Here is a 26023-nt window from a genome sequence, read left to right as displayed (position 1 = left end):
TTATTTTTATTACCTGTATAAAAAGCGGGGGAGATAACCACTCCCCCGCTTTTATTCATTTCCAGGTATATTTCACGCCCAGATTAGCGCCCCAGTTCTGATCAACGTCGCCGCCGCCCAGATATGTGGCATCGGTGTACGCACTGAAGTTCTTCGTGAAGCTGAACTGGGTGCCCAGCCCTACCCGCACAGCGGAGCCTTTCACGCCGTTATCAATGCTGTCACCGTTAATATCGGCATTGTTATCGGCGTCGTCATAGACGTAGGCCAGTTTGAAGTAAGGCGTCAGAGCCTGTTCACCGCCGTAGTTGAAGGTGTAACCCGTATCAACGCCGAGTTCATAACGCAGGCTATCGTAAGATTGCCCATCAACGCGCATATCATTGCTCAGACGATAATCATCGCCAGACTGGAACAGGCCAGAGACGGCTGCATACGGCGTAACGTAGCCAGAGAGGTTTGGCTTCCAGTCATAGCCCAGCTTCAGCCCAAAACCAACAGCATCATTCGTGGTATTGCCGTCAACGTACTGACCGTTGCTCATGTTGGCGGAGAGATCGCTGTTGAAGCGGGTGTAGCTCAGGGAGCTGTCTAGGAACAGATCGTTCATAAACTTCGCTGACGCATAGATCATCGCAGTCTGGCTATCCTGATCGACCTGACCGGTACGATCGCTGGTATCACCCTTCGCGAAACCTGCCGCACCACCGACGATCCACTTCGCGTTATTACCGTCAATCTGGGTGTCCACACCCACCATAATGCCGCTCACGTCCTGATCGTAGCTGATAACGCCATTGTCACCGTCGAAGTTGCCACCGAAGTAGCTCACCCACGCCCCGCCGTTATCCGCCAGGCCGTGACGGCTGTTGGTCAGACGCGTGCCGACGGTATCCTGCTGCAGATTCCAGATATTGGTATTGGCAGATGGGATGCTCAGCGCCATATTGGCAGAGTCGGTCAGCTCTTTCTGCTGAAGGACAACGGCGTCACCCTGCTGCTGCGCCTGATAGGTGTAAGCGCCTAAATCGGCTTTGTTTGCGGCAGTAAAGCTGGCTGTGGTATCCGCATTATTGTCATAGACGCGAATAATCTCTTTGTTTTTGTAATCAGCAACGGAACCGGCACCGGTCGCATCGTCGATGCGCACCTGGTAGTTACCCGCAACGTTACCATTCACTGACAGATGGCCGTCTGAGTTAATCGCCACAACACCGTAGTCGTAATCGGCATTGTACTTATCGTTAGTGATATAGCGTGCGTTGTTCAAATCGCTGTTCAGGACGTAATCACGGCTGGCAACGTTCAGCACCCCGCCATCGGTCAGTTCCATATTGTGCGTATCAACCTGACCCAGCCCCAGCGCCAGCTCAGCACCGTTATCCACGGTGATGGTGTTGGCATACAGTTGGGCCGTTTCTTCCGTCAGTGCCGCACGGCTATAGCTGTCCAGATACAGATGGTCGGTCGCCACGGCACCGCTGTCTCCAATATTCATTGATGAAGCATTGGTCAGGGTGATGGAGTCCGCCAGCAGACCAGAGTCTTCGACGTTAACCTGAGACTGGTTGTTTACCGTCAGCGTGTCGATATTAGAAAGCTTGCGGGTATCCCACTCAGAGCCGTTATCCAGCGCGATGTTAAACAGCCCGCTCTGATACACCGCTTCACCCGTAACGTGTCCGTTACTGTCATAAATGGAATCCGGCCAAATGCTGTTAGGGGATAAGCTACTCCAGTCTACGTTGCTGTAGCCCAGACCATACATCTGCGCTGTGCCGATAGCCTCGACGCTGGACTGTGCTGCACCGACCCATTTACTGCCGTTGGTCAGGGTGACATCCAGCTTATCGGTACCATCCCAGCCGTTGGTGGTTGGGTTATAGACACCGTCTGCAGTGGTATCCGTAGCCGGATCGCCGTTCGGATAGAAGTTGTTGTCGAAGGTGCTGGAGAACAGAATATCGCCAGTAACGGTGGAGTGATCGAACGTGGCAGTGGTCTGCATCGCGTTATCAGACGCGCTAGCGGCTACGATCAGCGCTGCATCATCCGCCGCCGTGGCATTCGTTTCACCGTAGTCGCTCGGTTTCGCGGTTTGACCGTAGAACCCGCTGGTTCCCAGATCGCTGTATGCCCCTGAGGTCAGAACGGAGTCTTTCACCACCAGCGTGTCGGTAAATACTTTGCTGCTGTTGGCTACGCCTTCAACACCGTCGTAAGGAGTGTTATCCGACTCCTGATAACCCTGCGTCAGGGTAATACCGGCAATGTGGGAATTATTCTGGATAACAATATCGGACTCCACATCCAGGGTAATCGCATTACCCAGATTATACGTGTCCAGATAGTGTCTTTCCGTATTTTTCCCGTTCACGACATCATACGCATAATGCTCATAGGTATCGTTAATGGTGGAATTATCTACGGTCAGGCTAAAACGATCGTATTGAGAATGGTTGGTGCCATCGGTATCCAGGCCGTCAGCACACGAGGAGGTCATACACTTAGAGGTAATCATGCCATTAATGGTACTGTTGGAAATGCTTAACGCATTCGCCCGCCCATTGATGCCATCATCCAGATAGTATGTTGAAATAACACCATTCACGGTGCTTTTATTAATCACCGGATAAATATCGCCGTCGTGGGTCGCGTCTGAGTAATCCCAGTCGGCATAGCCATAATACCAGGGAGCGGAAGCGGTATTATCGTATCCGAATGTATTATATGTCGTACCGGAAATATCCTTCGCATTGGCCTGAGAAGCGATAGCCAGGGTGCAGGCTAATGCAAGTTGAGATACAACGAGTTTCTTTTTCCATGTTTGCATTGGGTCATCCCTCCTCAGGGACGTAAGCAAGTTTGTCCATCAATGATTTTGCAATGTTTAATTGCGGAGGGAATTATGCATTTTCATTTCGAAAAGGTTCAATGAATGTTTCCATTAAGTCCGTATCCAGACTAATAACACATCAAAACCGAGAAAGCCTCTATCACTACAGATAAATATTATAAAAACAAAGCATTAAAATAGAGACGAAACAATAATGTACATATAAAAATAAATAATGAATCATTTTCAATGATGTTTTCTATTTAATATAAAAACAATATGAATAACTCATCTCCATTTCGGCGTTATACTGTCCTGCATTATATATTGATGCCAAAAAACCAGACTCATCGCATTTTACAAAATAAAATGCCCACTTTTACCAAAACACCTGTCTTCACTTTGAGGTACACTAGCCTTCTTTGTTCCACAAACATCAGGCATACCATGACCGATTTAATTGCACGTCCCCGCCGCCTGCGCAAGTCACCTGCACTGCGCGCTATGTTTGAAGAGACAACCCTGACCTTAAACGATCTGGTGTTGCCGATTTTTGTCGAAGAAGAGATCGATGACTACAAAGCCATCGAAGCCATGCCGGGCGTAATGCGCATTCCGGAGAAATATCTGGCGCGTGAGATTGAACGCATCGCCAACGCGGGGATCCGCTCGGTGATGACCTTCGGCATCTCTCACCATACCGATGCCACCGGCAGCGACGCGTGGAAAGAAGATGGCCTCGTCGCCCGCATGTCCCGCATCTGCAAAGAGACCGTGCCGGAAATGGTGGTTATGTCAGACACCTGCTTCTGCGAATATACCTCCCACGGCCACTGCGGCGTGCTGTGCGATCACGGCGTGGATAACGATGCCACCCTGCTGAACCTCGGCAAACAGGCGGTCGTTGCTGCCGCTGCGGGTGCGGACTTCATCGCGCCCTCTGCCGCAATGGACGGACAGGTTCAGGCGATCCGTCAGGCGCTGGACGCGGCGGGCTTTACCGACACCGCCATCATGTCTTACTCCACCAAATTTGCCTCCTCCTTCTACGGCCCGTTCCGTGAAGCTGCGGGCACGGCGCTGAAGGGCGATCGTAAAACCTATCAGATGAACCCGCTGAACCGTCGGGAAGCGATTCGCGAATCCCTGCTTGATGAAGCCCAGGGCGCAGACTGCCTGATGGTGAAACCTGCGGGCGCGTACCTTGATATCCTGCGCGACATCCGCGAGCGCACCGAGCTGCCGCTGGGCGCTTACCAGGTCAGCGGCGAGTACGCGATGATCAAATTCGCCGCGCTGGCCGGTGCGATTGACGAAGAGAAAGTGGTCCTCGAAAGCCTCGGCGCCATCAAACGCGCAGGCGCGGATCTGATCTTCAGCTACTTTGCGCTGGATCTGGCCGAGAAGAAAATTCTGCGTTAATCCGCTTTAGCGCCGGGTGGCGGCTTCGCCTTACCCGGCCTGCTCTCTGCGCTAATCTTCACCAAACTGCAATACAACCGACATCTGCGCCTTCTACTGTCTTCGCAAGACGGCAGGAGGAGTAACCATGTTTAGCCTCGATAGCGTTCTCGACGATCTTTGGCCTCAGGCGAGGCCCGCCCCCTGGCAAAAAAGTCTGTTAAAAAGACTGTTCTACGAAGACGAATTTCAGCAATTTGCCGCAGCACACCGCCATCTGAAAGGACTGGATATGGTGGAGCAAGTTCTGGAACACCTTGATATTCTCTGCACCGTTTCCGCCCGCGATCTTGAACAAATCCCCGAACATGGCCCTCTGGTCATTATTGCTAACCACCCGACGGGTACGCTGGACGGTCTGGCGCTGATGTACGCCGTTTCTCGCGTGCGACGCGATGTTAAAGTCGTCACCAACAGGATGCTGACCCACCTTGAGCCCCTCAGCTCGCTGTTTATTCCGGTGGATAATATGGGCGGCAGGACGGCGAAATCGTCCCTGGTGCAGATGGAACAGCATCTGCAAAACGCGGGCGTGCTGATCTTCTTCCCGGCCGGAGAAGTTTCCCGCCCCACGCGCAAAGGCATTCGCGACAAAAAGTGGCACTCTGGCTTTATCAAACTCGCCAGCAAGCTGCGCGCTCCGCTGCTGCCGGTGCATATTCAGGCGCATAACAGCCTGCTCTTCTATGCCAGCACGCTGGTCTCCCCGACGCTGTCAATGCTGTTACTCATGCAGCAGATGTTCCGCCGCCGCCACAGCCAGCTGCCGATTAAGATCGGCCAGCAGATTGCCTGGCATCACTGGCACAGCGCCACCCTTTCGTCGCGTGAGATGGCCGAACAGTGCCGTCAGCACGTGATGCGTCTTGGCAAGGGATTGCCTGGCGTCTTTAAAACCCAGTGCGCCATTGCCCGTCCGGAAGACCGTGCCACCCTGAAACGCGCGCTGGCGCAGGCCGAATGTCTGGGCAATACCAGCGACGGTAAAACCATCTATCTTTGGCAGCGCAACGGGCAGGAAGACGCCCCGCTGCTGCGCGAGCTGGGCCGCCTGCGCGAGATTGCCTTTCGCGCGGTCGAGGAAGGGAGCGGCAAACGTCGGGACACCGACAGCTACGACGATGATTATCTGCACCTGATCCTGTGGGATGAGGACGATCTGGAGATCGTCGGGGCGTATCGCTTTATGCCGACGGCCATGCAGATCGAAAAGCGCGGCGTTGAGGGGTTGTACAGCTATAGCCTGTTCCACTACGACGACAAAATGCAGGACGTACTGGAGCACGGCATTGAGCTGGGGCGCAGCTTTATTCAGCCGCGCTACTGGGGACGCCGCGGCCTGGACTATTTATGGTCCGGCATTGGAGCCTACCTGGCGCGTTATCCGAACTACCGCTACCTGTTTGGCCCGGTCTCGATTTCCGGTGGCTTACCGCCTGCCGCACGGGATCTGCTGGTGGCCTTTTACCGCCTGTGGTTCCCGGCAACGCATCCGCTGGCCGCGTCACGTCAGCCGTATCCCGCATCGCTGCCGGACGTGCTCGCGCAGTTTGGCGGCGTGGATTACGTAGACGATCTGACGAAGCTGAAATCCCTGCTCGGCAATCTGGGCTGCGGCATTCCGCCGCTCTACAAGCAGTATTCCGAGCTTTGCGAACCCGGCGGCGTGCAGTTTATTGATTTTGGCAGCGACCCGGCGTTTAACGACTGCGTCGACGGACTGGTGCTGGTGGATTTGTGTTACCTGAAGGCGAACCGCTATCAGCGGTATATTGAGGCGCACCTTTAAATATGCAGTTTTTTGTAGGCCGGGTAAGGCCTACGTGTAATCAAGGGCGGTAGAACGGCTTATCCCCCAGGATCGTCGCCCGCTGCATAATCCGGCGCTGCGGAAGATAGTCCGCATTGGCATAGTGCTGCGTTACGCGGTTATCCCAGATCGCCAGGTCGTTCTCCTGCCAGCGCCAGCGCACCTGAAACTCCGGCCTGGTGATATGCGCGAACAGGAATCCCAGCAGCGCCTCACTCTCTTTCTCGGACACGTCCACAATGCGCGTCGTGAACCCTTCGTTCACGAACAGCGCCTGCTTGCCCGTGACAGGATGGGTCCGCACCACCGGGTGCAGCAGCGGAGGATGCTTCGCAACCGCCTCCTGCCAGCGCTGATGTTCCTCTTCCGTTTTACGGTACTTGTACTCCTGGAACGATTTTTTGAAGTCGTGCTCCGCCCGCAACCCGCTCAGCAGCGTCCGGAACGGCGCGGAGAGCGCCTCATACGCTGCAATCCCGCTGGTCCACAGCGTATCGCCGCCGGTTTCCGGCAGCAGCTTCGCCGCCAGAATCGCCCCGGCGGGAGGCGTCTCGATAAAGGTTACGTCGGTGTGCCAGTTGTCGTTGTCCGCCGGGTTATCGTTGTGGGTGTCCAGAACGATAATCTCCTCCACGCCTTCCGCATGCGGATAGACGGGGTGGATATGCAGATCGCCAAACCGCAGGGCCAGCGCGCGCTGCTGCTGCGGGGTAATCGCCTGTTCGCGCAGGAAAACGACCTGATGACGCAGCACCGCGTGGTACAGCTGCTCGAACTGGTTATCGCTCAGCGGACGGGTCACATCCAGGCCCGACACCTGCGCGCCAATGTACGGCCCCAGCGGGGTAATGGTCAGACGTTCACTCATTGTATTTCTCCATGCCAGGGCGTCAGGCGGCGCTGTAACGCGCGCAGCCCCAGTTCTAATCCGAAGGCGATCGCGGCGATCACCGCGATCCCTGCCAGCACCACGTCAGTCGCCAGGAACTCTCCCGCCGACTGCACCATAAAGCCAAGGCCGCGCGTGGCCGCAATCAGCTCTGCCGCCACCAGCGTGGACCAGCCCACGCCGAGGCCGATGCGCAGCCCGGTTAAAATTTCCGGCAGCGCGCCCGGTAAAATCACGAACAGCAGCACCTGCGTGCGGCTGGCCCCCAGCGACTGCGCCGCGCGGATCCGCACCTGCTGGGCGCTCTTCACGCCCGCCAGCGTTGACATTGCAACCGGCGCAAAGATCGCCAGATAGATGAGTAAAACTTTGGGCGTTTCACCTATGCCGAACCAGATAACCACCAGCGGCAGCCAGGCCAGCGGCGGTACCGGGCGGTAAAGCTCGATCAGCGGATCGAGAATACCGCGCACTGTCGGGCTTAAGCCCATCGCGATCCCGACCGGTATCCCGATAATTACCGCTGCCAGCAGCGCCACCAGAATACGCGCCAGACTGGCTCCAAGATGCTGCCAGAGCGTGGCATCCATAAAGCCCTGCGGCCCGGCGATGGTAATGAGTTTGGCCAGCACCTGGCCCGGCGGCGGCAGAAACAGCGGGCTGACCCACTGCTGGGCAGCAACCGCCCACCACACCGCCAGCAGCAACAGCAGCGTACCGACGCTCAACGTGATTTGGCGCGAGAAAGGCCAGCGCAGCGCCAGACGCGTGCGGCGCGTTTTTTCACTGAAGACGATGCTCATGAGAAAGCCTCCCGTTGTTCAAACACGCGGCTTAAGACGTATTCACGCTGTTCGATAAACAGCGGATCGGATTTGATGCTGCGCACGGGCTCTCCCGCGACGTAGCGGCGGGCGAAATCCAGCGGCAAGCGCTCCAGCACGCGGCCCGGCCCCGGCGAGAGCAGCACCAGCTCCGTCGCCATAAACACCGCCTCTTCGATATCGTGGGTAATCAACAGCACCTGCTTGCCCGTCTCGTGCCACAGGCGCAGCAGCAGGGTTTGCATCTGCTCGCGGGTGAAGGCGTCGAGCGCTCCGAACGGCTCGTCCAGCAGCAACAGCTGCGGATTCGCGGCCAGCGCGCGGGCAATACCCACGCGCTGCCGCTGGCCGCCGGAAAGCTGCCAGATAAAGCGTTTTTCCGCCCCTTCCAGCCCCACTTTTTTCAGCATCGTCCGTGCCGTTTCCAGCCGCTGTTCGCGATTGACGCCCGCAAGCTGTAGCCCAAACGCCACGTTTTCCTGCACGTTGCGCCAGGGAAGCAATCCTTCGTTCTGGAAGACCACGCCGCGCTCGGCGCCCGGGCTTTCCACCTTTTTGCCTTCCAGCTGGATGGTGCCATGCTGATAAGGGACAAACCCGGCGATCAGATTCAGCAGCGTGGTTTTTCCGCACCCGGAGGGGCCCAGCACCACCAGCAGTTCACCGCTGTCCAGCGTCAGGTTGATATCCTCCAGCGCGGGTTTCCCGCCGTAATCGGCGTACAGGTTCGTAATATTCAGCATGGCGGACTCCTTATTTCACAAAACGATCGGTCACGTACTGGCTGTAATCCGCCGCTACCGCAGGCACTTTGCCCTGCTCTTTCAGGAAGGTGGCGGTATCCACAATCGCTTTGTTCACCGGCCCGGTCAGCTGCTGCACCTGCTGCGCGGGGGTCAGATAGGTATTGCCTTTCACCAGTCCCGGCACGTCCGCTTCCGGCACGCCGCTCAGGCGGGAGAGTTTTTCCAGGTTGGCGGGCTGCTTCAGCCATTCATCCGGGTTAGAGATGTACGGCTGCTGGGCGTCAATCGCGCTTTTGGCGAAGGCTTTCACCACCTCAGGGTGTTTCTCGGCAAAGTCTTTGCGCACTACCCACACGTCGAGGGTTGGCGCGCCCCACTGGCCCACTTTTTCTGAGTCGGTCAGCACGGTGCCGTCTTTTTCCAGTTCGTTCACTGCAGGTGCCCACACATAGGCCCCGTCAATATCCCCGCGCTGCCAGGCGGCGATAATCGCCGGCGGCTGCAGGTTGATGATTTGTACCTGACCCGGCTTGATGCCCCAGTGTTTGAGCGCCGCCAGCAGGCTGTAGTGGGTGGTGGAGATAAACGGCACGGCGATGCGTTTGCCGATCAGATCTTCCGGTTTAGTGATGTTTTTCTTCACCACCAGCGCTTCAGAGTTACCGAGCTGCGAGGCGAGCAGGAAAACCTCAATCGGTACCTGCTGGCTGGCCGCCACCGCCAGCGGGCTGGATCCGATATTGCCGATCTGCACGTCGCCGGAGGCTAACGCACGCACCACGGATGCGCCGCTGTCGAACTTGCGCCAGTCGACTTTCGCGCCGCTCTCTTTGGCAAAGGTGTTGTCCGCCTGCGCGACTTTCGCCGGTTCCGCAGAGGTTTGATACGCGACGGTGACGTCCACCGCCTGCGCCTGAAATGCCCACAGCGCCAGTGCGCCGAGAAGTGTGATTCGCGATGAAATTGCCATAGTGTCTGCTCCCCTTGTTGTTATGAGGGCAGTATTTCCGGCGCGGGAATTTTGATAAAGGAATAAAAATGAATCGCTCATAACGATTCGTTTTTAGATAAAAAGCGGGAAAGGATAGTTGATTTTGTGCGGTTGTTTTTTCCCTCTCCCCGTGGGAGAGGGTCAGGGTGAGGGCATCAGCGCTGCGCGTTCAACTCAGCAATGTCTTTCGGCGTGGTGCGACAGCATCCACCGATTAATTTGGCCCCGACTTCCAACCACTGCGGCAGATACCCCGCCAGCGTCTCGCACGCTTCGCCGTGGTGGTGCCAGGTTTTGGTGACCGCATCATAATGCTCGCCCGAGTTCGGATAGACCACCAGCGGCAGCGACGTCAGGCTTTGCAGATGCTTCAGCGCCGCCGTAGTGTTTTCCAGTGCGATGCAGTTAATACCCAGCGCGACAATCTGCGGAGAGTTTGCCAGCGCGCTGACCACCTCATGCAGCGGCGTGCCGTCGCTCAGGTGTTCGCTGTCGCGCAGGGTAAAGGAGAACCACGCCCGGGCGCGGGGGTACTCGGCCAGAAGCGCCGCCAGCGCCTTAATCTCCACAAACGAAGGCAGCGTTTCGCAGGCCAGCAGGTCAGCGCCCGCATCCAGCAACGCTTCCACGCGCGGGCGGTGGAAGGCAGTAAACTCCCCGGCGCTGCGCACGTAGTCGCCGCGATACTCTGAGCCATCCGCCAGATACGCGCCGTACGGCCCAATGGATCCCGCCACCAGCAGCGTGCCCGCGTGCGGATTTTCAGCCAGATACGCTTCGCGCGCCTTGCGCGCCAGCTCCACGCTTTTACCGATTAGCGCGCGGGACTGCGCTTCGTCCAGGCCGCGCGCCGCAAAACCCGCAGGCGTGGCCTGATAGCTGGCGGTGATCGCCACCTGCGCGCCCGCGCGGTAGTAATCGAGATGCACTTCGCGGATGAGTTCCGGGTTTTCCACCAGCACTTTGGCTGACCAGAGGCTGTCTGCCAGGTTACAGCCGCGCGCTTCCAGCTCCGTCGCCATCGCGCCATCCAGCACCAAAAACGGCAGTTTTTCAAGGATGGCGGTAAGCGGGTTATTCTGCGACATGTTCAGGCTCCTGCGATGTCATATTTCGGGTCAGGTAGTACGCACCATAACACAGAGCGACAAACGGAAGCCCGCAATAAAGGGCAATGCGCTGGCTCGGGTCAAACCACAGGCCGACACAGGCCACCACGCAGAGAATAAAACCGAGCACCGGCACCAGCGGATACCACGGCGCGCGATACTGCAGCGCAGAGAGCGGCTGCCCGGACTGCAGATGACGGCGACGGAAAACGAAGTGCGACGCGCAGATGCTGATCCACACCGCCACCACCGCAAAGCCAGAAATCGCCGAGAGCGCGACAAACACCGTGTCCGGGGCCACGACGCTTGAGAACAGCGCCAGCACGCCGCCGAGCATAGAGACCGACAGCGCCGTCAGCGGCACGCCGTTTTTGTTCACGCGGGCAAAGCAGCGCGGCAGCGTTTTCTCATTCGACAGCGACCACAGCATGCGCCCGGAAGCGTACAGGCCCGAGTTCGCCGCCGAGAGGATCGCCGTCAGGATCACAAAGTTAAAAATATCCGCCGCGTAAGGAATCCCCACCTTCTCAAACACCAGCACGAAAGGGCTCTTTTCCACGCCCGCCTGCTGCATCGGGATCAGCGCCGCCAGCACAAACACGGTGCCGATAAAGAAGATTATCAGGCGCGCAATGGTGGTGCGGATCGCAACCGGAATCACCTTGTGCGGATTTTCCGTTTCCCCCGCCGCGATGCCGATGAGCTCCGTCCCGGAGAAGGCAAAGTTCACCGCCACCATGGTCATCAGGATCGGCAGGCCGCCGTGCGGGAACCAGCCTTCGGCGGTGATGTTGCTTAAGCCCGGCGCGGGTGAACCGTCCTGCATAGGGATAAAGCCAAAGACCGCCGCGCCGCCAAGGATAATAAAGGCGATGATGGTGATGACTTTGACCAGGGAGAACCAGAACTCGCCTTCAGCAAAGAAGCGCGTAGAGATAACGTTCAGGCCAAAAATCACCACGCAGAAGACCACGCACCAGGCCCAGACGGGCACCTGGGGGAACCAGTACTGCATGCAGAAGCCCGCGGCGGTAAAGCTCGAGCCGAGCGCCACCGTCCAGGTGAGCCAGTAGAGCCACGCCACGGTGTAGCCCGTCGCCGGGCCAAGATAGCGGGCGGCATAGACGTGGAACGCGCCGGTTTCCGGCATCGCTACGGAAAGCTCGCCCAGACACTGCATCACCAGCCAGACCACCAGCGCGCCTATCAGGTACGCCAGCAGCGTGCCCGCAGCCCCGGTCGTTGAAATGATGTATCCGGTATTGAAGAATAACCCTGTCCCAATCACGCCACCCAGCGAGAGCATAATCAGGTGGCGTGTTTTCATGGTGCGCTTAAGCTGCCCATTTTCTTGTTGTGTTTGCATATTACCTTCTATACGTATGGACATCTAAACATCCAAAGAAGGTGTGTTATACCGCGATTGTTAATAAAAAGCTAGATGACCAGACGCAAACGGGCGCGCCGCGCGCTGAGTCTGGGGTGGGTCGTGAGGATCACATAAAGAATCGGACGCCAGGCCATAAGCACCTCCGCAAGCAGATACTTACAGCATGGTGCGGGAAAAGGCGATCTTCGGTCAGTCGAAAGTGGTATCCGTGAAGAGCAGATTCATACCGCAACACTGCCCGCAGGACGGGTAAGGCGCAGCCGCCAGCCGGCGCAAGGTTGGTAATTCTCACAATCAGTTCTATAGTCGACACAGTTTCTTAGTAACCAGGACTGACTGATGCGCTTTAACGGACTGACCAAAGGTTTCTTTATCTTTATTCTTGCCCTTGTGACCTGGGCCTTCTTCGACGTGCTGTCGCCCTACTTCTCCGCGATACTGTGGGCCGCGATTCTGACCGTCATCTTCAACCCGGTAAAAAACAGGCTGCGCACCGCGCTGGGGGATCGCAACGGGCTTGCCTCGCTGTTGACCATCGGTATTATCTGCCTGATCGTCTTTATCCCGTTGATGGTGATCCTCTCCTCGCTCGCCATTGAGCTGAACGTGGTTTACACGAAGCTTCAGGAGAACAACACCCAGTTTCCGGAAGTGGTAGCGAGCATCTTCAACCATCTGCCTGACTGGGCCAGCGGCTTCCTGGCGGATCACAACCTGACCAACGCGGCGCAGATCCAGAAAAAACTCTCTGATGTCGCCCTGCAGGGCGGGCAGTATCTCGCCGGCAGCGCGTTTCTGATTGGCAAGGGTACGTTTGGCTTTGCGATAAGCTTCGGCATCATGCTTTATCTGCTGTTCTTCCTGCTGAAAGACGGCCCGTATCTGGTGCGCCAGATCCTCGACTCCCTGCCGCTGTCTGATTTCGCCAAGCATCATCTGTTCGCCAAATTCGTCGGCGTGTCGCGCGCCACGGTAAAAGGAACGGCGGCGGTAGCCGTGGTTCAGGGCATACTCGGCGGAATTGCGTTTGCTATTGTGGGCATTGACGGCAGCGTGCTCTGGGGCGCGCTGATGGCGTTCCTCTCCCTGGTGCCCGCCATCGGCTCGGCGATTGTCTGGGTGCCCGCCGCTATCTTCCTGTTCGCCACGCATCAGATCTGGCAAGGGCTGTTTATTGTCGGCTTCTTCGTGATCGTCGTCGGGCTGGTGGATAACATCCTGCGCCCGCTGCTGGTGGGGAAAGACACCAAAATGCCGGACTACCTGATTCTGATCTCCACCCTCGGCGGCATGGAGCTGTACGGCATTAACGGCTTTGTGATTGGGCCGCTCATTGCCGCGCTGTTTATCGCCTGCTGGAACCTCTTCTCAGGGCGCGATCACGAAGGTAACGCCGAAGAGCTGGACCCCGACTTCATCGAAGAAGGAAAAAATCCTCCAGAATTGTGAGGATGTGACGATATAGACCACACCAGGCGGCGCTGTGCCGCCTTTTTTTTCGCCTTAAATCAGACGTTTTCTATAATTTGAAGAACGCCATCCTACTCATGTCGTAAAAGGATCATCAGGTGCGAATCGCGACGATAACAAACTGGGCCTATGGGGCCACGGTCTGCCTGACCATCGCCTCCGGCATTATCATGCTGATGGCGTCCAGTGCTGATACCCTCGAGCGTCAGGCCGTTGAACAACGCCAGCGTTTTGATGAGCTTACGGAAGATATCGAAACCGATGTCTGGGCACAGTCTGATTTAGCACGGCTGTACGTCATTAAAAAAGATCCTCAGGTTCTCAAGGAATATAACCAGGCGGAAAACAGCCTGAAGAGCATCGAGCTTCGGCTGGAAAAGTTGCAGGATAACGGCGCATCGGATGAAGAACTGGCCCTGCTGCATGAAGGAATAAAGATCGTCGATGAGCTACAGGACGAGCAGCAAACGGCACTAACGAGCGCGACGCAGGGAGAAGACGCGCAGGCCGTTGCGCTGCTCTACGGTGCGCCCTATGAGCAGGAGCTGGAGCGCGCGCAGAGCCAGATCGATCACTTCCGCCAGATACTCGACAAACGCGTCATCGCCTCCGTTCAGGACGCGACAAAAAAATCGAAAGCGCTGCGTACCGCGTCTGAGCTGATGGTCGGCCTGACCGCCCTGCTGTTCCTGTTTGTTCTCGGCTTTATATTAAAGCGCCGCGTGCTGCGTCCCGTGGTGCGCCTGAGCGACGTGGTGCACCGTCTGGCATCCCAGGATTACGCGGTTGAAACGCCCAATTTCAACCAGATTGATGAGATTGGCGATATGGCCCAGGCCATCCGCATCTTCCGCGAAAACGGCCTGGCGCGACAGCGTCTGGAAAGAGAACGCGATGCCGACTGGGCCATCCGCGAACTGCTGGCGCGCATGACCCAGCGGCTGCAGGGGTGTGAGAACTTTAACGATGTGATTAACGTGGCGGAACTTTTTGCGCCTAATATTGCGCCGGGGATCGCGGGCCGACTTTACGTCCTTGACCGGGAGCCGTGGCAGATGCGCTGCGTCGCGCAATGGCTTTCACCGGTTGGTGAAGAGACGAGCTTCCACCCTGACGAGTGCTGGGCCGTGCGTCGCGGGCAGAGCCACCCGCCGGTAAACGGTGAGCCGGATATCGCCTGCTATCATCTTCCGGCCCCCCAGGCGGATAGTTCGCTGTGCGTGCCGCTTATCGCCCAGGGCGAGGCCATTGGCCTGCTCTCCTTCCAGAATACCACGCCGGACAACGCCCCATCCCGCGCCTATCTGGAACTGATGGCCGAAGCGCTCGGTCTGGCGCTGGCCAACCAGCGTCTGCGCGACGCGTTGCTGGAAAAAGCCTTGTTCGACCCGCTCACCGGCCTGCGTAATCGTCATCATCTGGAAGATACCCTGCAAACCCAAACGGCACAGGCATTGCGCACCGGCGAGCCGTTAAGCTGCATGATGATTGACATCGATCACTTCAAGAGCATCAACGACCGCTTCGGCCATGAAGCGGGCGATCAGGTGATTAAAAGCGTGGCGTCAATTGTCCAGCGGGTTGCCCATGACAACGGACTCGCATTCCGCTACGGGGGCGAGGAGTTTCTGGTGCTGCTTCCCGGTGCCGATGAACCAGAGGCGCACGCCTGCGCGCAGAAGATTTACAATAGCGTGCATGAGCTGTCGATTCGCTACGGGCTGACCGAGATTGGGCCGGTGGATGTGTCGATTGGCATTGCCAGCTACCCGCAACATGCCCAGACTGACAACCTGCTGCGCGCTGCGGATGTGGCCTTGTACCGGGCGAAAGAGCTGGGCCGCGCGCGGATTGTGAGCTTTGGGATGCTGGAGGCGGGCTGACGCTTATTCTCGCGCCCTGACTTTCCCCGGTTCAGGCGCGCGTGATAGCCCAGAGCACCACAATCCCCAGGGCATTGCTCCGCTTTTCCACATAAAGGATGGTATCGGAATAAACGTTACCCTGCGGGTTACAGATGCGGATCTCCTTCTTTAATTCCGGCTCGTAGACTTCCGCACCCGAGCAACTGTGGCGGGTACTGGACTCATACCGGTAAGGGTTGCTCCAGGCCGAATAGTCCCCCTCCAGCAGCCAGGCCGTTGTAAAGACCACGAACATGGCAACCGGCAGGCTGCAAATAAAGAAGCCGAGGTAGATTTTCACCGCGTCAGCAAGGCGCTTACCTTTCAGTCTCCCCTTTCTGATGAAATAGACCATCGGCACCAGCGCCAGCAGCAACGCCCCACAGGCAAGGTACTGCTCCCCGCGGATCGAAAGGTATGTCACGCGGTAAATGTTGACTGACCAGACCACAAAACCCGATATCAGTGCTATCCCGCCCGCGATGAGAGGGATCCAAAAGGAAAAACGCGCTTTTTTCATGGTGGACTCGCCCTTATCATTCTTGCCGGGTCAGAAGGTCAATCATTGCCCGGGTGGCTGCTGACTGACGTCGGTGCGGAGCGAACAGCACGGAGAAAGGTCGCGACCGTCCCTGGAGTTGTGGCAACACCTCAACTAACTGGCCGCGCTGTATTCTGTCCTGGACGATAAATTCATAGCTTTGGCAGATCCCCATCCCCTGCTCCGCGAGCGAAACCACGCCGAGTACATCGTCTGATATTTCGATGGTTGACCCCGGCAACCAGTCAATATCGCGCCCTTCATCCCGAAATACCCAGGGGGCAATGCGACCGGTACGCGGCATGATAAACGGCAGGCACTGATGGCGCTGCAACTCCTCCAGCGTCTGAGGTTTCCCTCTTCGATGCAGATAGTCCGGGGAGGCGACCAGAAGCAATGCCGCGTCTTCCAGCTTTCGCCCCACAAGCCCACTGTCAGGCAACTGTCCCAGACGGATCGTCAGATCGAATCCCTCCGCGATCAGGTCAACGTTGCGATTGGTAATGTTCAATTCAATCTGAACGCGCGGGTATTGTTGGGTAAAGCATGCCAGCAGCGGCGGCAGGCGGTAGTGGGCATAGGTCGTCGGGACACTCATTTTCACGCGACCGGTCAGATCGCCCTCCTGACCGCGTCCATCGCGTTCGGCGTCATCAAGCAGAGAAAACGCGGAGCGCGCCTGCTCAACATAGACACGCCCGGCTTCAGTCGGCCCCACCCGGCGGGTCGTGCGCTGTAACAGCTGCCTTCCAAGACGCGCTTCCAGGCGGGTAACCGCGCGACTCAGTACCGAAGGTGTGGTTGAAAGGGCAACCGCTGCGGCAGTAAAAGAGCCGTGTTCAACAACAGCAATGAAGACTTCAACGTCTCCGAGGTAATCGAATTTACGGCTCATTTTGCTCTCTCTGGAACAAATCTTTTTCAATTTGGCTAATTTATCTCCCGTTGGGCGATGAGTAAAGTGGCCTGCATTCATCACCTGAACGTGCCACCGGAGACTTTCAATGTTCAACCGCCCCCTTATTCTGCCCGCCATCGCATTGGCGGCATTGTTTACTTTCCCGAGTGTAGTCAACGCGACGAATAACCCGCCTCTGGAGCGTTGGCGAAGCTACGCCGGCGTGAGCTGGGATGCCGCTCAAGACGGAAAGATACCGGCGACGTTTTCCGGTTCGGTCAATGCCCCTATTGCGGGTATCCACTTTGATGCAACGGACCGGGCCTTTGTCAGCACGCCCCGGCTGGTTTCAGCTGCGGCTCCCGCGACATTAAGCATTCTTGATACCACTGTGCAGTCTGGCCCTGCCCGCCTGACGGCGTTTCCCTCCCGCGAGGGGAATGCGGTAAACACCGATCCGGCTGAGAGCCTGCGCAACGTACTCGGTTTTTATGTTGACCGTAAAAACGGCTGGCTATGGGCGCTGGACATGGGGTTTGTTGCAGGCGAAACAGAATCCCCCGTGGGGGCGCAGAAACTGCTTGTACTGGATCTCCACTCTGGCCGCACCATCAAACGTATCGCCCTGGATGGCGTAGCGGACCGCAAGGCCAGCTTCCTTAATGATGTGGTGGTCGATGAGAACCGCCGTGTCGCCTTTATCTCCGACAGCGGCTCGCGGAGTGCGCCGGAAAACCGTGTGGGCGTGATTGTCGTGGACTTCGACACCGGTAGGGCACGACGCGTACTCGATCGTCACCCTGCGCTGCAGATTGAACCTGGCGTTAACGTTGTCTCGCACGGGGCTGAAGTATGGCCGGGTAAAGCATTGCTGATTGGCATCAATGGCATTGCACTTTCTCCCGATGCGAACACGCTGTACTGGACAGTGACAACCGGCACGCGTGCTTATGCGGTACCGACCGCAATACTCAGACAGCCAGCTTCAACCGATGTGCAAATCGCCGAAAAGATCCGCGATCTGGGCAGAGTGGGAGGCAACACCGACGGTATGGTGACAGATGAAAAAGGTAACCTCTACATTACCGATGTCACACGCAATGGTATCGTCAGATACGACCCTAAGACCCTTTCCATGTCGCTGATTGCGGCAAGCGAAGAGGTGCGCTGGCCAGACACGCCGGCAATCCGTCCGAACGGAGACCTTGTATTTACCTCGAGTCGCCTCAGTGACCACTTCGCGGGAGCCGTTAAACCGGGAGAGGAACGCTATGATTTGTGGCGCTTGCATCTCGATGCTTTACAAAAATAAGGGCAAATAAACCAGGAGCCCAGCATATGGGGGCTCCTGATTTTACACGATCTTATTTCCTTAAAGGCTGAACGTGGTGTCTTCCCCCTGCTCAGGAAGAAGCGGTTAACATTGCGCTCCTGGATATTCCGTGAGCCGCATTTTACTTCACGCTTCACCGAAGTAACGCACGTTTGCACAACGTAGACTGGGCCTTCGTTAATCAGAGGATGATAAAATGAAAACCCAGCAGGTCGATTTTGCTTCTTTATATTTTGGTACACCGGTCGCCATTATCTCCAGCCAAAATCCTGACGGTTCAACCAACCTGAGTCCGGTCTCCTCGTGGTGGATCCTTGACCGGAATATCGTATTCGGGCTTGGCACCTCCGGAAAGTGTTATGAAAATATCACGGGCAACCCCGATATTGTTCTGAACATTCCGGACAGCAGGCTCTGGCCGAATATTGAAGCTATCGCAAATAAAACGGGAAAAGCATCCCTACCGGAATGGAAGAAAAAGATGGGATATGTTTTTGAACCGGATAAATTTAGCTGCGGAAATTTCCATAAAGAAAAGGCAGTAACGATTAACTCATTGAGAATTAAAGAGTGTCCTGTACAAATAGAGGCTCGGGTTTGCGGTATAGCGCCCCTGACAGGTTCACAGGGGAACCTGGTGTCCGTTGATGCCGCGATAACCTGCGTCCACGTTTCTGAGGCATTATTAATTCGTACTCAGAGAGGGGTGAAATTTAACGTGGAGAAATGGAATCCCCTCTATTACCTGTTTCGCCACTATTTCTCGCTGGGTCACCGGCTCGGTCATAACTTCCGACACGATGAGTAAACCGGCCTTTTTGACAGCGGAAAGGTTTAAACTTTTCGTGATATTCTTTCTTTACGCCCCTTAGTTCCTATACTCGAGCCATATTCGCCACCGTATTAACACATGTCACGCGCAATACGTTGTGCATGACATGTGAAGATATTTTGTTCCGGAAAAACGTCTATGTCGAAACTGGATTTAAAATCCAAAAAAACCTGGGGCGCGCTGGCAGCGATCGCCGTTGTCGCCGGTACGCTGGCATCTGCTTTTGCATGGACGGCGGGCTGGCTTGGTTCACGCACGGTCAGCGAGGCACTGGTAGGTGAAACACCGAAACCCTTCCCGCCGGGTTTTCGCCGCGCGCATGGAAAAGGCATCTGCTTTACCGGCACCTTTACGCCAAACGGATCGACGGATTCTCTTTCAACCTCCCGCCTCTTCTCGCAGCAGGAAGTGCCCCTGGTGGGCCGGTTCTCTATTGGTACCGGCGATCCCCATGCCCCGGATAGTACAACCAAAACCCTGAGCATGGCGCTGCTGCTGAAGACAGATGACAAGCAACAATGGCGGATGGCGATGAACAACGAGCCTTTCTTCGCCACGCACAGCCCGGAAGGTTTTCTGGCCTTGCACAAAGCCACGGCTGTCGATGCAGCCACCGGCAAACCGGATCCATAGCGTCTCGCAGACTTTTTGAAAGCGTACCCGGAGGCGGAGAAATACCTTAAATGGGCGGCACAAAAACCCGCGCCCGCCAGCTTCGCGGGCGCGACGTTTTACAGCATTAACGCCTTTTATCTTGTGAACGCGCAGGGAGATCGCCAGGCCGTTCGCTGGATGATGCGTCCGCACGAGCCTTTCCTTTCGATGAGCGCTGAACAACGACAGAAAGCCGATGACAACTTCCTGTTTGAAAACCTGCGTCAGCGTCTGGCGCAGAAGCCACTCTACTGGGATTACGTTTTGCAGCTCGCACAGCCGGGCGATCCGGTGGATGATCCTTCCCAGCCATGGCCTGAGGATCGCAAGCAGATGGTGGCCGGCACGCTGGAAGTGACGCGGGTCGAAGCTCAATCCACAGGCGCGTGCCGCGACGTTAACTTTGATCCTTCTGTCGTTCCTGCAGGCGTTGCGGTGTCTGATGATCCCATCTTAAACGCCCGCTCCGCAGCCTACTCCCACTCTTTCAGTCGCCGCCAGCGGGAAATCGGCTACGGCAAGGCCACTGAAGCCGTGCAAAAGCAGGAGGTAAAATGAGCCCGAATAAAAATATACGAGAGCACGCAACGCAGCATTTCAATATCCTGGCGCGAAGCCTGCACTGGCTGATGGCGGGGATGATCCTGGCGATGCTTTTCATCGGTGCCGCGATGATGACGTCGTTACATCACCGGATTTGGTTAATCGACCTGCACCGGCCGCTGGGTATCGCCATTTTACTGCTGGCAGTGGTGCGTCTGGTCAACCGGCTCCTTAGCCGGACGCCTCCACTACCTGCCGATTTGCCCGTCTGGTAGGTGCTTGCCGCAAAGGCATCACACTGGATGTTGTATGGGTTAATGCTGGCAATGCCACTGCTGGGCTGGGCGCAACTGTCGGCAGCGGGCCTGCCGATTGTGATGTTTGATGGCGTCAACCTGCCGGCGATTGTCCCGACCAGCCCAGCGCTGTATGCCTGGTGTCACGACGCCCATAGCCTTCTGGCAAAGTTGCTTTTTGCTGTGGTGCTGGTCCATCTCTCTGCCGCACTCGTTCATGCGTGGATCTACCGGGACGAAGTGTTTTCCAGCATGGCGAGAGGGGGTAAGTCGGCGTCAGCCATCCAGGATGACCTGAAGTAAGTAAAGCGATGCGGGACAAGCACAATCGGAATGTTCGAGTCCTCACATATCATCGTCATCCTGAAGCTACAGACACAACCGGGACGCGTGTTTAATCTCCAGATTCGCGCCCCAAAAAGCCACGGACACCCCAAAATTGTCGTGGAAGTTAATATCAATCAATTAAAGCGATTATTTTTTAAACAGAAGAGCATTTGTGCCCACAATTTTAGCTTTTATCAAAAAGTTAAGCGTCGCTCGAGTATCAAACCCTCTGTCATCCGCAACACCTAACTCATTGATTAAAATGAGTTTATCTCAACAAAAACGATAAAACCCCTTACTCCCCAACAAAATATATCAACTCGTGTGATATCTAAATTATAATTCTTATACTTATGTTAAAAAGGTGGAGGTCAAAATGCGATTAACCCTACTGCTGTTATGCTGTCTCGTACAAAGTGTAACCTGGGCTGGCGAGCTGCCAAAACCAGTTGGTAAACCCATTTTAACGATTTACGGTAATATAGAAAATACCAATGAAAATGGAAAAGCAGTGTTTGATCTCGCCAGCCTTGAAAAACTGGGTGTGGTTAGTTTTGAGACAACATCTCCCTGGTATAACGGTCGTACGAAGTTTGAGGGTGTTCCCATGAATAAACTCATGGATTATGTGGGTGCGAAGGGAACTAACGTTAATGTTATTGCGCTCAATGATTACTCTACCGTGATCCCTCTCAGCGACTTTAAAAAATACAACGCCATACTTGCCTTAAAGATCAATGGCGAATATATGCGCATTCGCGATAAAGGCCCATCGTTCATTGTATACCCCTATGACAGTCTTCCTGAGTTGAATAATCAAATTTATTACTCGCGTTCAGCATGGCAGGTTAGCAAAATGAAGATTGAGTAGTCGCTCAGGAGAACATAATGAACAGGATACTGGTTGGTATCATTTTTTCTCTTTTTATCACGACAGGATATATTGCATTTCTTGTTTACGATCGACAGCAGGAATTGCAAAAACTGACTCAATACACTGAGTCCTGGTCCGTGGCACAACTGGTATCAGAGTATTACCGTTTTGAATCATGGCTTGGTCTATACGCAACCGATACCGATGACGTTACGATAGACCAGGTCCGCATGCGTCTTGAAATTATGCTAAGCCAGAGCGATTTAATGAAAGGGGGAGATTTAGGTCGCTATATTGACAGCGATAAAGCGCATCAGGAGCTTGCTTTGCGCTTAGAGAAAATACTGGCCTATCTGGATAGCCATCTTGAAAAAATGAGCCACCCAGAGTTACAGGCATACCTGACAAATATGCACGATCTCGACGCACCGCTAAGCCAGCTTTCTGCAACGGCATTGACGAAAGATATTAACACGGTTAATGAATCCAACCATAAAATACAGATTCTTTATTATATTTATTCGGTACTTTCATTATTACTGGTGATATTAAGCTTTATTCTGGGTTTCTTAATGATCTACCAGAATAAAAACATTCTCAAAGCGCACATGCAGGTTAAAAGCCTTGCTGACGAGCTTCAGATATCAAAAGAAACGCTGCAAATTCAGAACTCAAAGCTGGAGTATGATGTTTATCATGACTCCCTCACCGGCATGAAAAACCGTCTTTTCTTCTGGGACGATCTCAACAAAATTAATCTTCAGGCCGATAAAAACCACATCCCCGTCACGGTGATGTTATTTGATTTAGACCGCTTCAAAGAGGTCAACGATACCTATGGCCATGATGCCGGAGATTTGCTGTTGAATCAGGTATCCAGACGCCTCACCTCAATGAGCAGCGCCACTGATACGTTTTACCGTTTGGGCGGAGACGAGTTTGCCCTGTTGTCCAGTGGACTCACTGAAGCAGCAGCGGTTTCGCGTGCCAAAGAAATCAGCGAACATATCAGCCAGCCCTATACGATTAACAACCAGCTGATAAAAATCGCCACCTGTGTGGGTATCGTGTTATCGGATAATGAACGGCGCTCTGATTATCTTTATAAATTTGCCGATCTGGCGCTCTACGAAGCCAAAAAAGAGGGTTCACAGCAGATTAAAGTCTTCCGTCAGTGGATGCTGCAAAAGTTGCAGGAAAGTAGAACCCTTGAACATGATATGGCACTGGCCATCGATAACCATGAATTCGTTGTTTATTACCAGCCTATTGTCGATTCATTCAGCAATGAAATTTACGGCTATGAAGCGCTTATTCGCTGGATACACCCGGTGAAGGGGCTACTATCACCCGATTACTTTATTTCCGTCGCGGAGAAAACGGGGATGATCAATCAGATCGGCAAAACCGTGCTGGAGCTTGCCTGCCGGGAAGCGGTTTCCTGGACGGTTCCGGCAAGGATCTCTGTGAACGTCTCACCCGTTCAGTTGGGCACGAAATCCTTTACGGCAATGGTACAGTCCATCCTGAAGGAGACAGGACTTCCGGCAAACCGTCTTGAATTAGAGGTTACGGAGTCATCGCTCTTCAGCGACAGCAACACGCCGCTCACTATTCTCAAAAAGCTGAGAACGCTGGGTGTAAGAATTTCAATCGATGATTTCGGTACGGGTTATTCGTCGCTCTCACGACTGAGTGAACTGAATTTTGATAAAATTAAAATCGACAAATCCTTCGTGAACCCGATATCCACGCAGGATGATGCCCTTAATATCGTTAAATTGATAACCGGCATGGCGAAGAGCCTCAATATGAGGGTCATTGCAGAAGGTGTTGAAACCGAAGCGCAGCTTGAACGTCTTCAGGCGCTTGGCTGCGATCTCGTCCAGGGATACCTGTTCGGAAAACCACAGCCTGAGATTGACAGGAAGATTAGATACGGTTGAAATGGTTGCGCGGCTTTTTCTGGCCTAAAACCCTTTAGTCGATTGATAATCAAAGGTGAAACAATGAAAAAAATAGCCCCGGCCTATACACCTGTTGATTTATCTCGCTGGGCCAGGAAGGAGCATTTTGAAGTATTCCAGTCATTTGCTGAGTGTACCATTAACCAAACGGTTCTGATCGACATTACCGCGCTGCGAAAACATATCAAAGAAGTCGGCTGGAAGTTTTACCCGACTATTATTTCCCTCCTCTCTAAAATCATGAACCGGCATCCGGAATTTCGTATGGCCATGAAGGACAATGAGCTTGTTATATGGAATGAAATTCATCCCAGCTATACCATTTTCCACCCTGAAGCAGAGACCTTTTCGTCACTGTGGAGCCATTTCGACGGCAATATTCATCACTTCCAGAACACCTATGCAGAAGACGTTGCCCGCTATGGCAATAACCTTTCTTACTGGCCGAAGGAAGAGTCTCGGGAAAATATCTTTTTCGTATCGTCTATTCCCTGGGTAACGTTTACGAACTTTACAATGAACATTGCGCACATGAAGAACTTCTTTTCCCCGATGTTCACGTTTGGAAAATACTACGAACAGGATGGAAAAGTGTTGTTGCCTATGGCGGTGCAGGTCCATCATTCCGTGTGCGATGGTTTCCACGTAGCAAGAATGTTTAATGAGCTGCAGGAGATGTGTGATGGATTGCCGACGAACGTAACATATTAAAAAAGCCGTCGCGGTAACGGTCACAATAACGCGGTTACAGAAAGCTTTTCGAGTTGTTGAAACGCGAGCGGATAAAGAAAGAGTGCTATGGAACGCAGGGAGTGGCCCGTTGCGATACTTTTTTTACACCAAAATTTTAAATATCAATTATCCATCCGTTTTTTACCTTGCAAGTTTTCCAGAAACATAAGCAGCTCAAAGTTACTGGATAACTGATACTTATTCATCACTAAATGTTTTTGGGAATAAACCGTTTTATTGCTTATGCTTAACTCTCTTGCTATATCAGAGATTGCCTGGCCGCGAGACAGACGAGACATAATGCGCATCTGCTGAAGCGATAACACGTTACATTTATTAACGCAGCAACTTCTACACGCGTCAACTCCTGAGTATTTATAAGATTGATTCAATAAGCTTATAATTTTTCTTTGTAGGTCTTTCAAAGACAAATCTCGCCGGATAAATACAATATCGTGAGTACATGTTTTAATGACGCCTGGCGTTTCTTTTTCATGGTCGACAATACCGATGATAATGCTTTTTTTGCGAAATTTTAATTCCGGAGTGCAGGTATAAAACTCCCCAGGCCCAAACCCAATAATGATAACCTCTGCTTTACTGACGTTTTCAACATCAAACATCGGCAAGAAATGAACATCCCTCTGATAATGAGATAAAAACAACTCCGACAAAAATAATTTTAAGCTACTCATATAGAGAGTGTCATGATCTCTAATAAGAACATTAAGCATAATTAAATCCCGATATTTGTATAAAAAAGCAGAAGATAAGCATCGAAATAAAGTAAAAAAGTGCTGAGGTATTGCCCGGATGACTGGGTCTATTGACAGGAGTGTCAAACAACAATAATAACAATAAGTGATATATTGCTTCTCATTTTATCTATCGATGAGTACAACCGAGAAGATAAAAAGAAGCCAGGGCTGCAATTCTGGGTTTTCTTTTTATCTTCATCGTTGCGTCAATAGGTCCGTAACGTGACTTTCTTTAACTGTCTACACTATCATATTTGTGACGTTACAGTATGAGCAGTCAACATTGCTCCATCTACGTTTGGCCCGTCAGTCAATGTCGACAATACCTAAAAAAGTCAGTTATATATTATAGAAACGTTAGCAATCGCGTCAACCTCATCAGGAGGTACATTGTTAGAGAGTCGGTAATAACGCGCTGTCATTGGATAATTATACTCTCCAGTTACACTACCAATGTTTGTCGATTTGCCAATTTCGACAGGGGTATTGTTCTTATCCAGTAACTGTATTCCAACCTGCCCCCCGTTATTTCTGAAGTATTTATAAAAACGCCATTTTCTGCATCCACCGTATCTCCGGTAAAACTCAGTGCGACGTTGGCTGGGGTTGTACAGTTAATAGAAATTGAAAACCCATTATCTCCCGCAGTTATACTTGATGCAAATACACTAGAAGGAACCGTTTCTAGCGTGATATTTATTAATATTAAATAAGTTATATACACCAGATAATTTGCAACGGAATTCCCTACAGATCTCATGCTGTTGCATATTCGCACGGTGATCGATCGCCAGTTCGCACCGTAGTCGATCATGATTTCGCATCGTGTTCGATCGCG

General features: G+C 53.9%; 20 protein-coding genes and 4 pseudogenes. 12 read left to right on the top strand and 12 right to left on the bottom strand.

What is annotated here, in order from left to right:
• Positions 1 to 55: 55 nt before the first annotated feature.
• A complete protein-coding gene (locus DEO48_RS07565) occupies positions 56 to 2833 on the bottom strand; it encodes an autotransporter outer membrane beta-barrel domain-containing protein (RefSeq protein WP_109844802.1) in 2778 nt (925 codons plus the stop codon).
• 450 nt (positions 2834 to 3283) lie between these two features.
• Here DEO48_RS07565 and hemB point away from each other — a divergent pair, with 450 nt between their 5' ends.
• Positions 3284 to 4258, top strand: coding sequence for a porphobilinogen synthase (gene hemB, locus DEO48_RS07560; RefSeq protein WP_028017695.1), 975 nt, complete (start codon positions 3284 to 3286; stop codon positions 4256 to 4258).
• Positions 4259 to 4385: 127 nt separating this feature from the next.
• Positions 4386 to 6086 carry a lysophospholipid acyltransferase family protein gene (locus DEO48_RS07555; protein ID WP_109844801.1) on the top strand — a complete coding sequence of 567 codons (1701 nt, stop codon included), beginning with the start codon at positions 4386 to 4388 and terminating at the stop codon, positions 6084 to 6086.
• A 40-nt stretch (positions 6087 to 6126) separates the two neighbouring features.
• Here the strand turns inward: DEO48_RS07555 and tauD are convergent, their stop codons facing one another.
• From tauD to mmuP, 6 genes are all read right to left on the bottom strand, one after another.
• A complete protein-coding gene (gene tauD, locus DEO48_RS07550; RefSeq protein ID WP_109844800.1) occupies positions 6127 to 6975 on the bottom strand; it encodes a taurine dioxygenase in 849 nt (282 codons plus the stop codon).
• Positions 6972 to 7799, bottom strand: a complete 828-nt coding sequence (gene tauC / locus DEO48_RS07545; protein WP_109844799.1) for a taurine ABC transporter permease TauC — start codon at positions 7797 to 7799, stop codon at positions 6972 to 6974. The genes tauD and tauC overlap by 4 nt, the downstream gene beginning before the upstream one ends.
• Complete coding sequence (gene tauB, locus DEO48_RS07540) at positions 7796 to 8563, bottom strand: taurine ABC transporter ATP-binding subunit (RefSeq protein ID WP_109844798.1); 768 nt, start codon at positions 8561 to 8563, stop codon at positions 7796 to 7798. Before tauB ends, tauC begins: the two co-directional genes overlap by 4 nt.
• 10 nt (positions 8564 to 8573) lie before the next feature.
• On the bottom strand, positions 8574 to 9536 hold the full coding sequence (gene tauA, locus DEO48_RS07535) for a taurine ABC transporter substrate-binding protein (RefSeq protein ID WP_023293188.1): 963 nt from the start codon (positions 9534 to 9536) through the stop codon (positions 8574 to 8576).
• Between the two features lie 176 nt (positions 9537 to 9712).
• Complete coding sequence (gene mmuM, locus DEO48_RS07530; protein ID WP_109844797.1) at positions 9713 to 10645, bottom strand: homocysteine S-methyltransferase; 933 nt, start codon at positions 10643 to 10645, stop codon at positions 9713 to 9715.
• On the bottom strand, positions 10632 to 12032 hold the full coding sequence (mmuP, locus tag DEO48_RS07525) for an S-methylmethionine permease (protein ID WP_001194698.1): 1401 nt from the start codon (positions 12030 to 12032) through the stop codon (positions 10632 to 10634). Before mmuP ends, mmuM begins: the two co-directional genes overlap by 14 nt.
• 363 nt (positions 12033 to 12395) lie before the next feature.
• Here mmuP and DEO48_RS07520 point away from each other — a divergent pair, with 363 nt between their 5' ends.
• Together DEO48_RS07520 and DEO48_RS07515 are read left to right on the top strand one after the other, a co-directional pair.
• Complete coding sequence (locus DEO48_RS07520; RefSeq protein WP_109844796.1) at positions 12396 to 13505, top strand: AI-2E family transporter; 1110 nt, start codon at positions 12396 to 12398, stop codon at positions 13503 to 13505.
• 119 nt (positions 13506 to 13624) lie between these two features.
• A complete protein-coding gene (locus DEO48_RS07515; protein ID WP_109844795.1) occupies positions 13625 to 15409 on the top strand; it encodes a diguanylate cyclase in 1785 nt (594 codons plus the stop codon).
• Between the two features lie 31 nt (positions 15410 to 15440).
• Here DEO48_RS07515 and DEO48_RS07510 read toward each other — a convergent pair whose 3' ends face one another.
• Together DEO48_RS07510 and DEO48_RS07505 are read right to left on the bottom strand one after the other, a co-directional pair.
• A complete protein-coding gene (locus DEO48_RS07510) occupies positions 15441 to 15950 on the bottom strand; it encodes a hypothetical protein (RefSeq protein ID WP_109844794.1) in 510 nt (169 codons plus the stop codon).
• Between the two features lie 16 nt (positions 15951 to 15966).
• Positions 15967 to 16866, bottom strand: coding sequence for a LysR family transcriptional regulator (locus tag DEO48_RS07505; RefSeq protein ID WP_109844793.1), 900 nt, complete (start codon positions 16864 to 16866; stop codon positions 15967 to 15969).
• A 109-nt stretch (positions 16867 to 16975) separates the two neighbouring features.
• Between DEO48_RS07505 and DEO48_RS07500 the strand changes: the two genes are divergently transcribed.
• The 8 genes and pseudogenes from DEO48_RS07500 to DEO48_RS07465 form a co-directional block, all read left to right on the top strand.
• Positions 16976 to 18181: an L-dopachrome tautomerase-related protein gene (locus tag DEO48_RS07500; protein ID WP_109844792.1), complete on the top strand. Its 1206-nt coding sequence runs from the start codon at positions 16976 to 16978 to the stop codon at positions 18179 to 18181.
• Between the two features lie 217 nt (positions 18182 to 18398).
• A complete protein-coding gene (locus tag DEO48_RS07495) occupies positions 18399 to 19010 on the top strand; it encodes a flavin reductase family protein (protein ID WP_109844791.1) in 612 nt (203 codons plus the stop codon).
• A 162-nt stretch (positions 19011 to 19172) separates the two neighbouring features.
• Positions 19173 to 20246, top strand: a pseudogene (locus tag DEO48_RS07490) (catalase family peroxidase).
• Positions 20243 to 20830 (top strand): annotated as a pseudogene (locus tag DEO48_RS07485) (cytochrome b). The pseudogenes DEO48_RS07490 and DEO48_RS07485 overlap by 4 nt, the downstream one beginning before the upstream one ends.
• Positions 20831 to 21230: 400 nt before the next feature.
• The gene (locus DEO48_RS07480; protein ID WP_045356353.1) at positions 21231 to 21725 is read left to right on the top strand and encodes a molybdopterin-dependent oxidoreductase; all 495 of its coding nucleotides are present in this window, start codon (positions 21231 to 21233) and stop codon (positions 21723 to 21725) included.
• A gap of 17 nt (positions 21726 to 21742) precedes the next feature.
• Entirely contained in the window at positions 21743 to 23674 is a 1932-nt protein-coding gene (locus DEO48_RS07475) for a bifunctional diguanylate cyclase/phosphodiesterase (RefSeq protein ID WP_109844790.1), read from the top strand.
• A 63-nt stretch (positions 23675 to 23737) separates the two neighbouring features.
• Positions 23738 to 24406 carry a type A chloramphenicol O-acetyltransferase gene (catA, locus tag DEO48_RS07470; protein ID WP_109844789.1) on the top strand — a complete coding sequence of 223 codons (669 nt, stop codon included), beginning with the start codon at positions 23738 to 23740 and terminating at the stop codon, positions 24404 to 24406.
• A 3-nt stretch (positions 24407 to 24409) separates the two neighbouring features.
• Positions 24410 to 24528, top strand: a pseudogene (locus DEO48_RS07465) (IS3 family transposase); the annotation flags it as partial.
• Between the two features lie 21 nt (positions 24529 to 24549).
• On the opposite strand, the gene DEO48_RS07460 reads toward DEO48_RS07465, so the two are convergent.
• The 3 genes and pseudogenes from DEO48_RS07460 to DEO48_RS27125 all read right to left on the bottom strand — a co-directional run.
• Positions 24550 to 25161, bottom strand: a complete 612-nt coding sequence (locus tag DEO48_RS07460) for a helix-turn-helix transcriptional regulator (RefSeq protein WP_109844788.1) — start codon at positions 25159 to 25161, stop codon at positions 24550 to 24552.
• A gap of 359 nt (positions 25162 to 25520) precedes the next feature.
• Positions 25521 to 25658: a hypothetical protein gene (locus DEO48_RS27370; RefSeq protein ID WP_375232169.1), complete on the bottom strand. Its 138-nt coding sequence runs from the start codon at positions 25656 to 25658 to the stop codon at positions 25521 to 25523.
• Positions 25628 to 26023: pseudogene (locus DEO48_RS27125) on the bottom strand (hypothetical protein); the annotation flags it as partial. The gene DEO48_RS27370 and the pseudogene DEO48_RS27125, both read right to left, overlap by 31 nt.

Source organism: Enterobacter sp. CGMCC 5087, from assembly GCF_003144775.1.
In the GTDB taxonomy this organism is placed as follows: Bacteria; Pseudomonadota; Gammaproteobacteria; order Enterobacterales; family Enterobacteriaceae; genus Enterobacter; species Enterobacter cloacae_M.
Note: the sequence above shows the minus strand (reverse complement) of the source record. Positions and strands in the feature narration are given on the sequence as shown.

Bases quoted from the DNA above. Each gene is read 5' to 3' on its own strand.
- mmuM (WP_109844797.1), bottom strand. From the start codon at position 10,645: ATGTCGCAGAATAACCCGCTTACCGCCATCCTTGAAAAACTGCCGTTT.
- DEO48_RS07460 (WP_109844788.1), bottom strand. From the start codon at position 25,161: ATGCTTAATGTTCTTATTAGAGATCATGACACTCTCTATATGAGTAGC.
- DEO48_RS07555 (WP_109844801.1), top strand. From the start codon at position 4,386: ATGTTTAGCCTCGATAGCGTTCTCGACGATCTTTGGCCTCAGGCGAGG.
- tauC (WP_109844799.1), bottom strand. From the start codon at position 7,799: ATGAGCATCGTCTTCAGTGAAAAAACGCGCCGCACGCGTCTGGCGCTG.
- tauA (WP_023293188.1), bottom strand. From the start codon at position 9,536: ATGGCAATTTCATCGCGAATCACACTTCTCGGCGCACTGGCGCTGTGG.
- mmuP (WP_001194698.1), bottom strand. From the start codon at position 12,032: ATGCAAACACAACAAGAAAATGGGCAGCTTAAGCGCACCATGAAAACA.
- DEO48_RS07510 (WP_109844794.1), bottom strand. From the start codon at position 15,950: ATGAAAAAAGCGCGTTTTTCCTTTTGGATCCCTCTCATCGCGGGCGGG.
- tauB (WP_109844798.1), bottom strand. From the start codon at position 8,563: ATGCTGAATATTACGAACCTGTACGCCGATTACGGCGGGAAACCCGCG.
- hemB (WP_028017695.1), top strand. From the start codon at position 3,284: ATGACCGATTTAATTGCACGTCCCCGCCGCCTGCGCAAGTCACCTGCA.
- DEO48_RS07500 (WP_109844792.1), top strand. From the start codon at position 16,976: ATGTTCAACCGCCCCCTTATTCTGCCCGCCATCGCATTGGCGGCATTG.
- catA (WP_109844789.1), top strand. From the start codon at position 23,738: ATGAAAAAAATAGCCCCGGCCTATACACCTGTTGATTTATCTCGCTGG.
- tauD (WP_109844800.1), bottom strand. From the start codon at position 6,975: ATGAGTGAACGTCTGACCATTACCCCGCTGGGGCCGTACATTGGCGCG.
- DEO48_RS07480 (WP_045356353.1), top strand. From the start codon at position 21,231: ATGCGATTAACCCTACTGCTGTTATGCTGTCTCGTACAAAGTGTAACC.
- DEO48_RS07505 (WP_109844793.1), bottom strand. From the start codon at position 16,866: ATGAGCCGTAAATTCGATTACCTCGGAGACGTTGAAGTCTTCATTGCT.
- DEO48_RS07520 (WP_109844796.1), top strand. From the start codon at position 12,396: ATGCGCTTTAACGGACTGACCAAAGGTTTCTTTATCTTTATTCTTGCC.
- DEO48_RS07495 (WP_109844791.1), top strand. From the start codon at position 18,399: ATGAAAACCCAGCAGGTCGATTTTGCTTCTTTATATTTTGGTACACCG.
- DEO48_RS07475 (WP_109844790.1), top strand. From the start codon at position 21,743: ATGAACAGGATACTGGTTGGTATCATTTTTTCTCTTTTTATCACGACA.
- DEO48_RS07565 (WP_109844802.1), bottom strand. From the start codon at position 2,833: ATGCAAACATGGAAAAAGAAACTCGTTGTATCTCAACTTGCATTAGCC.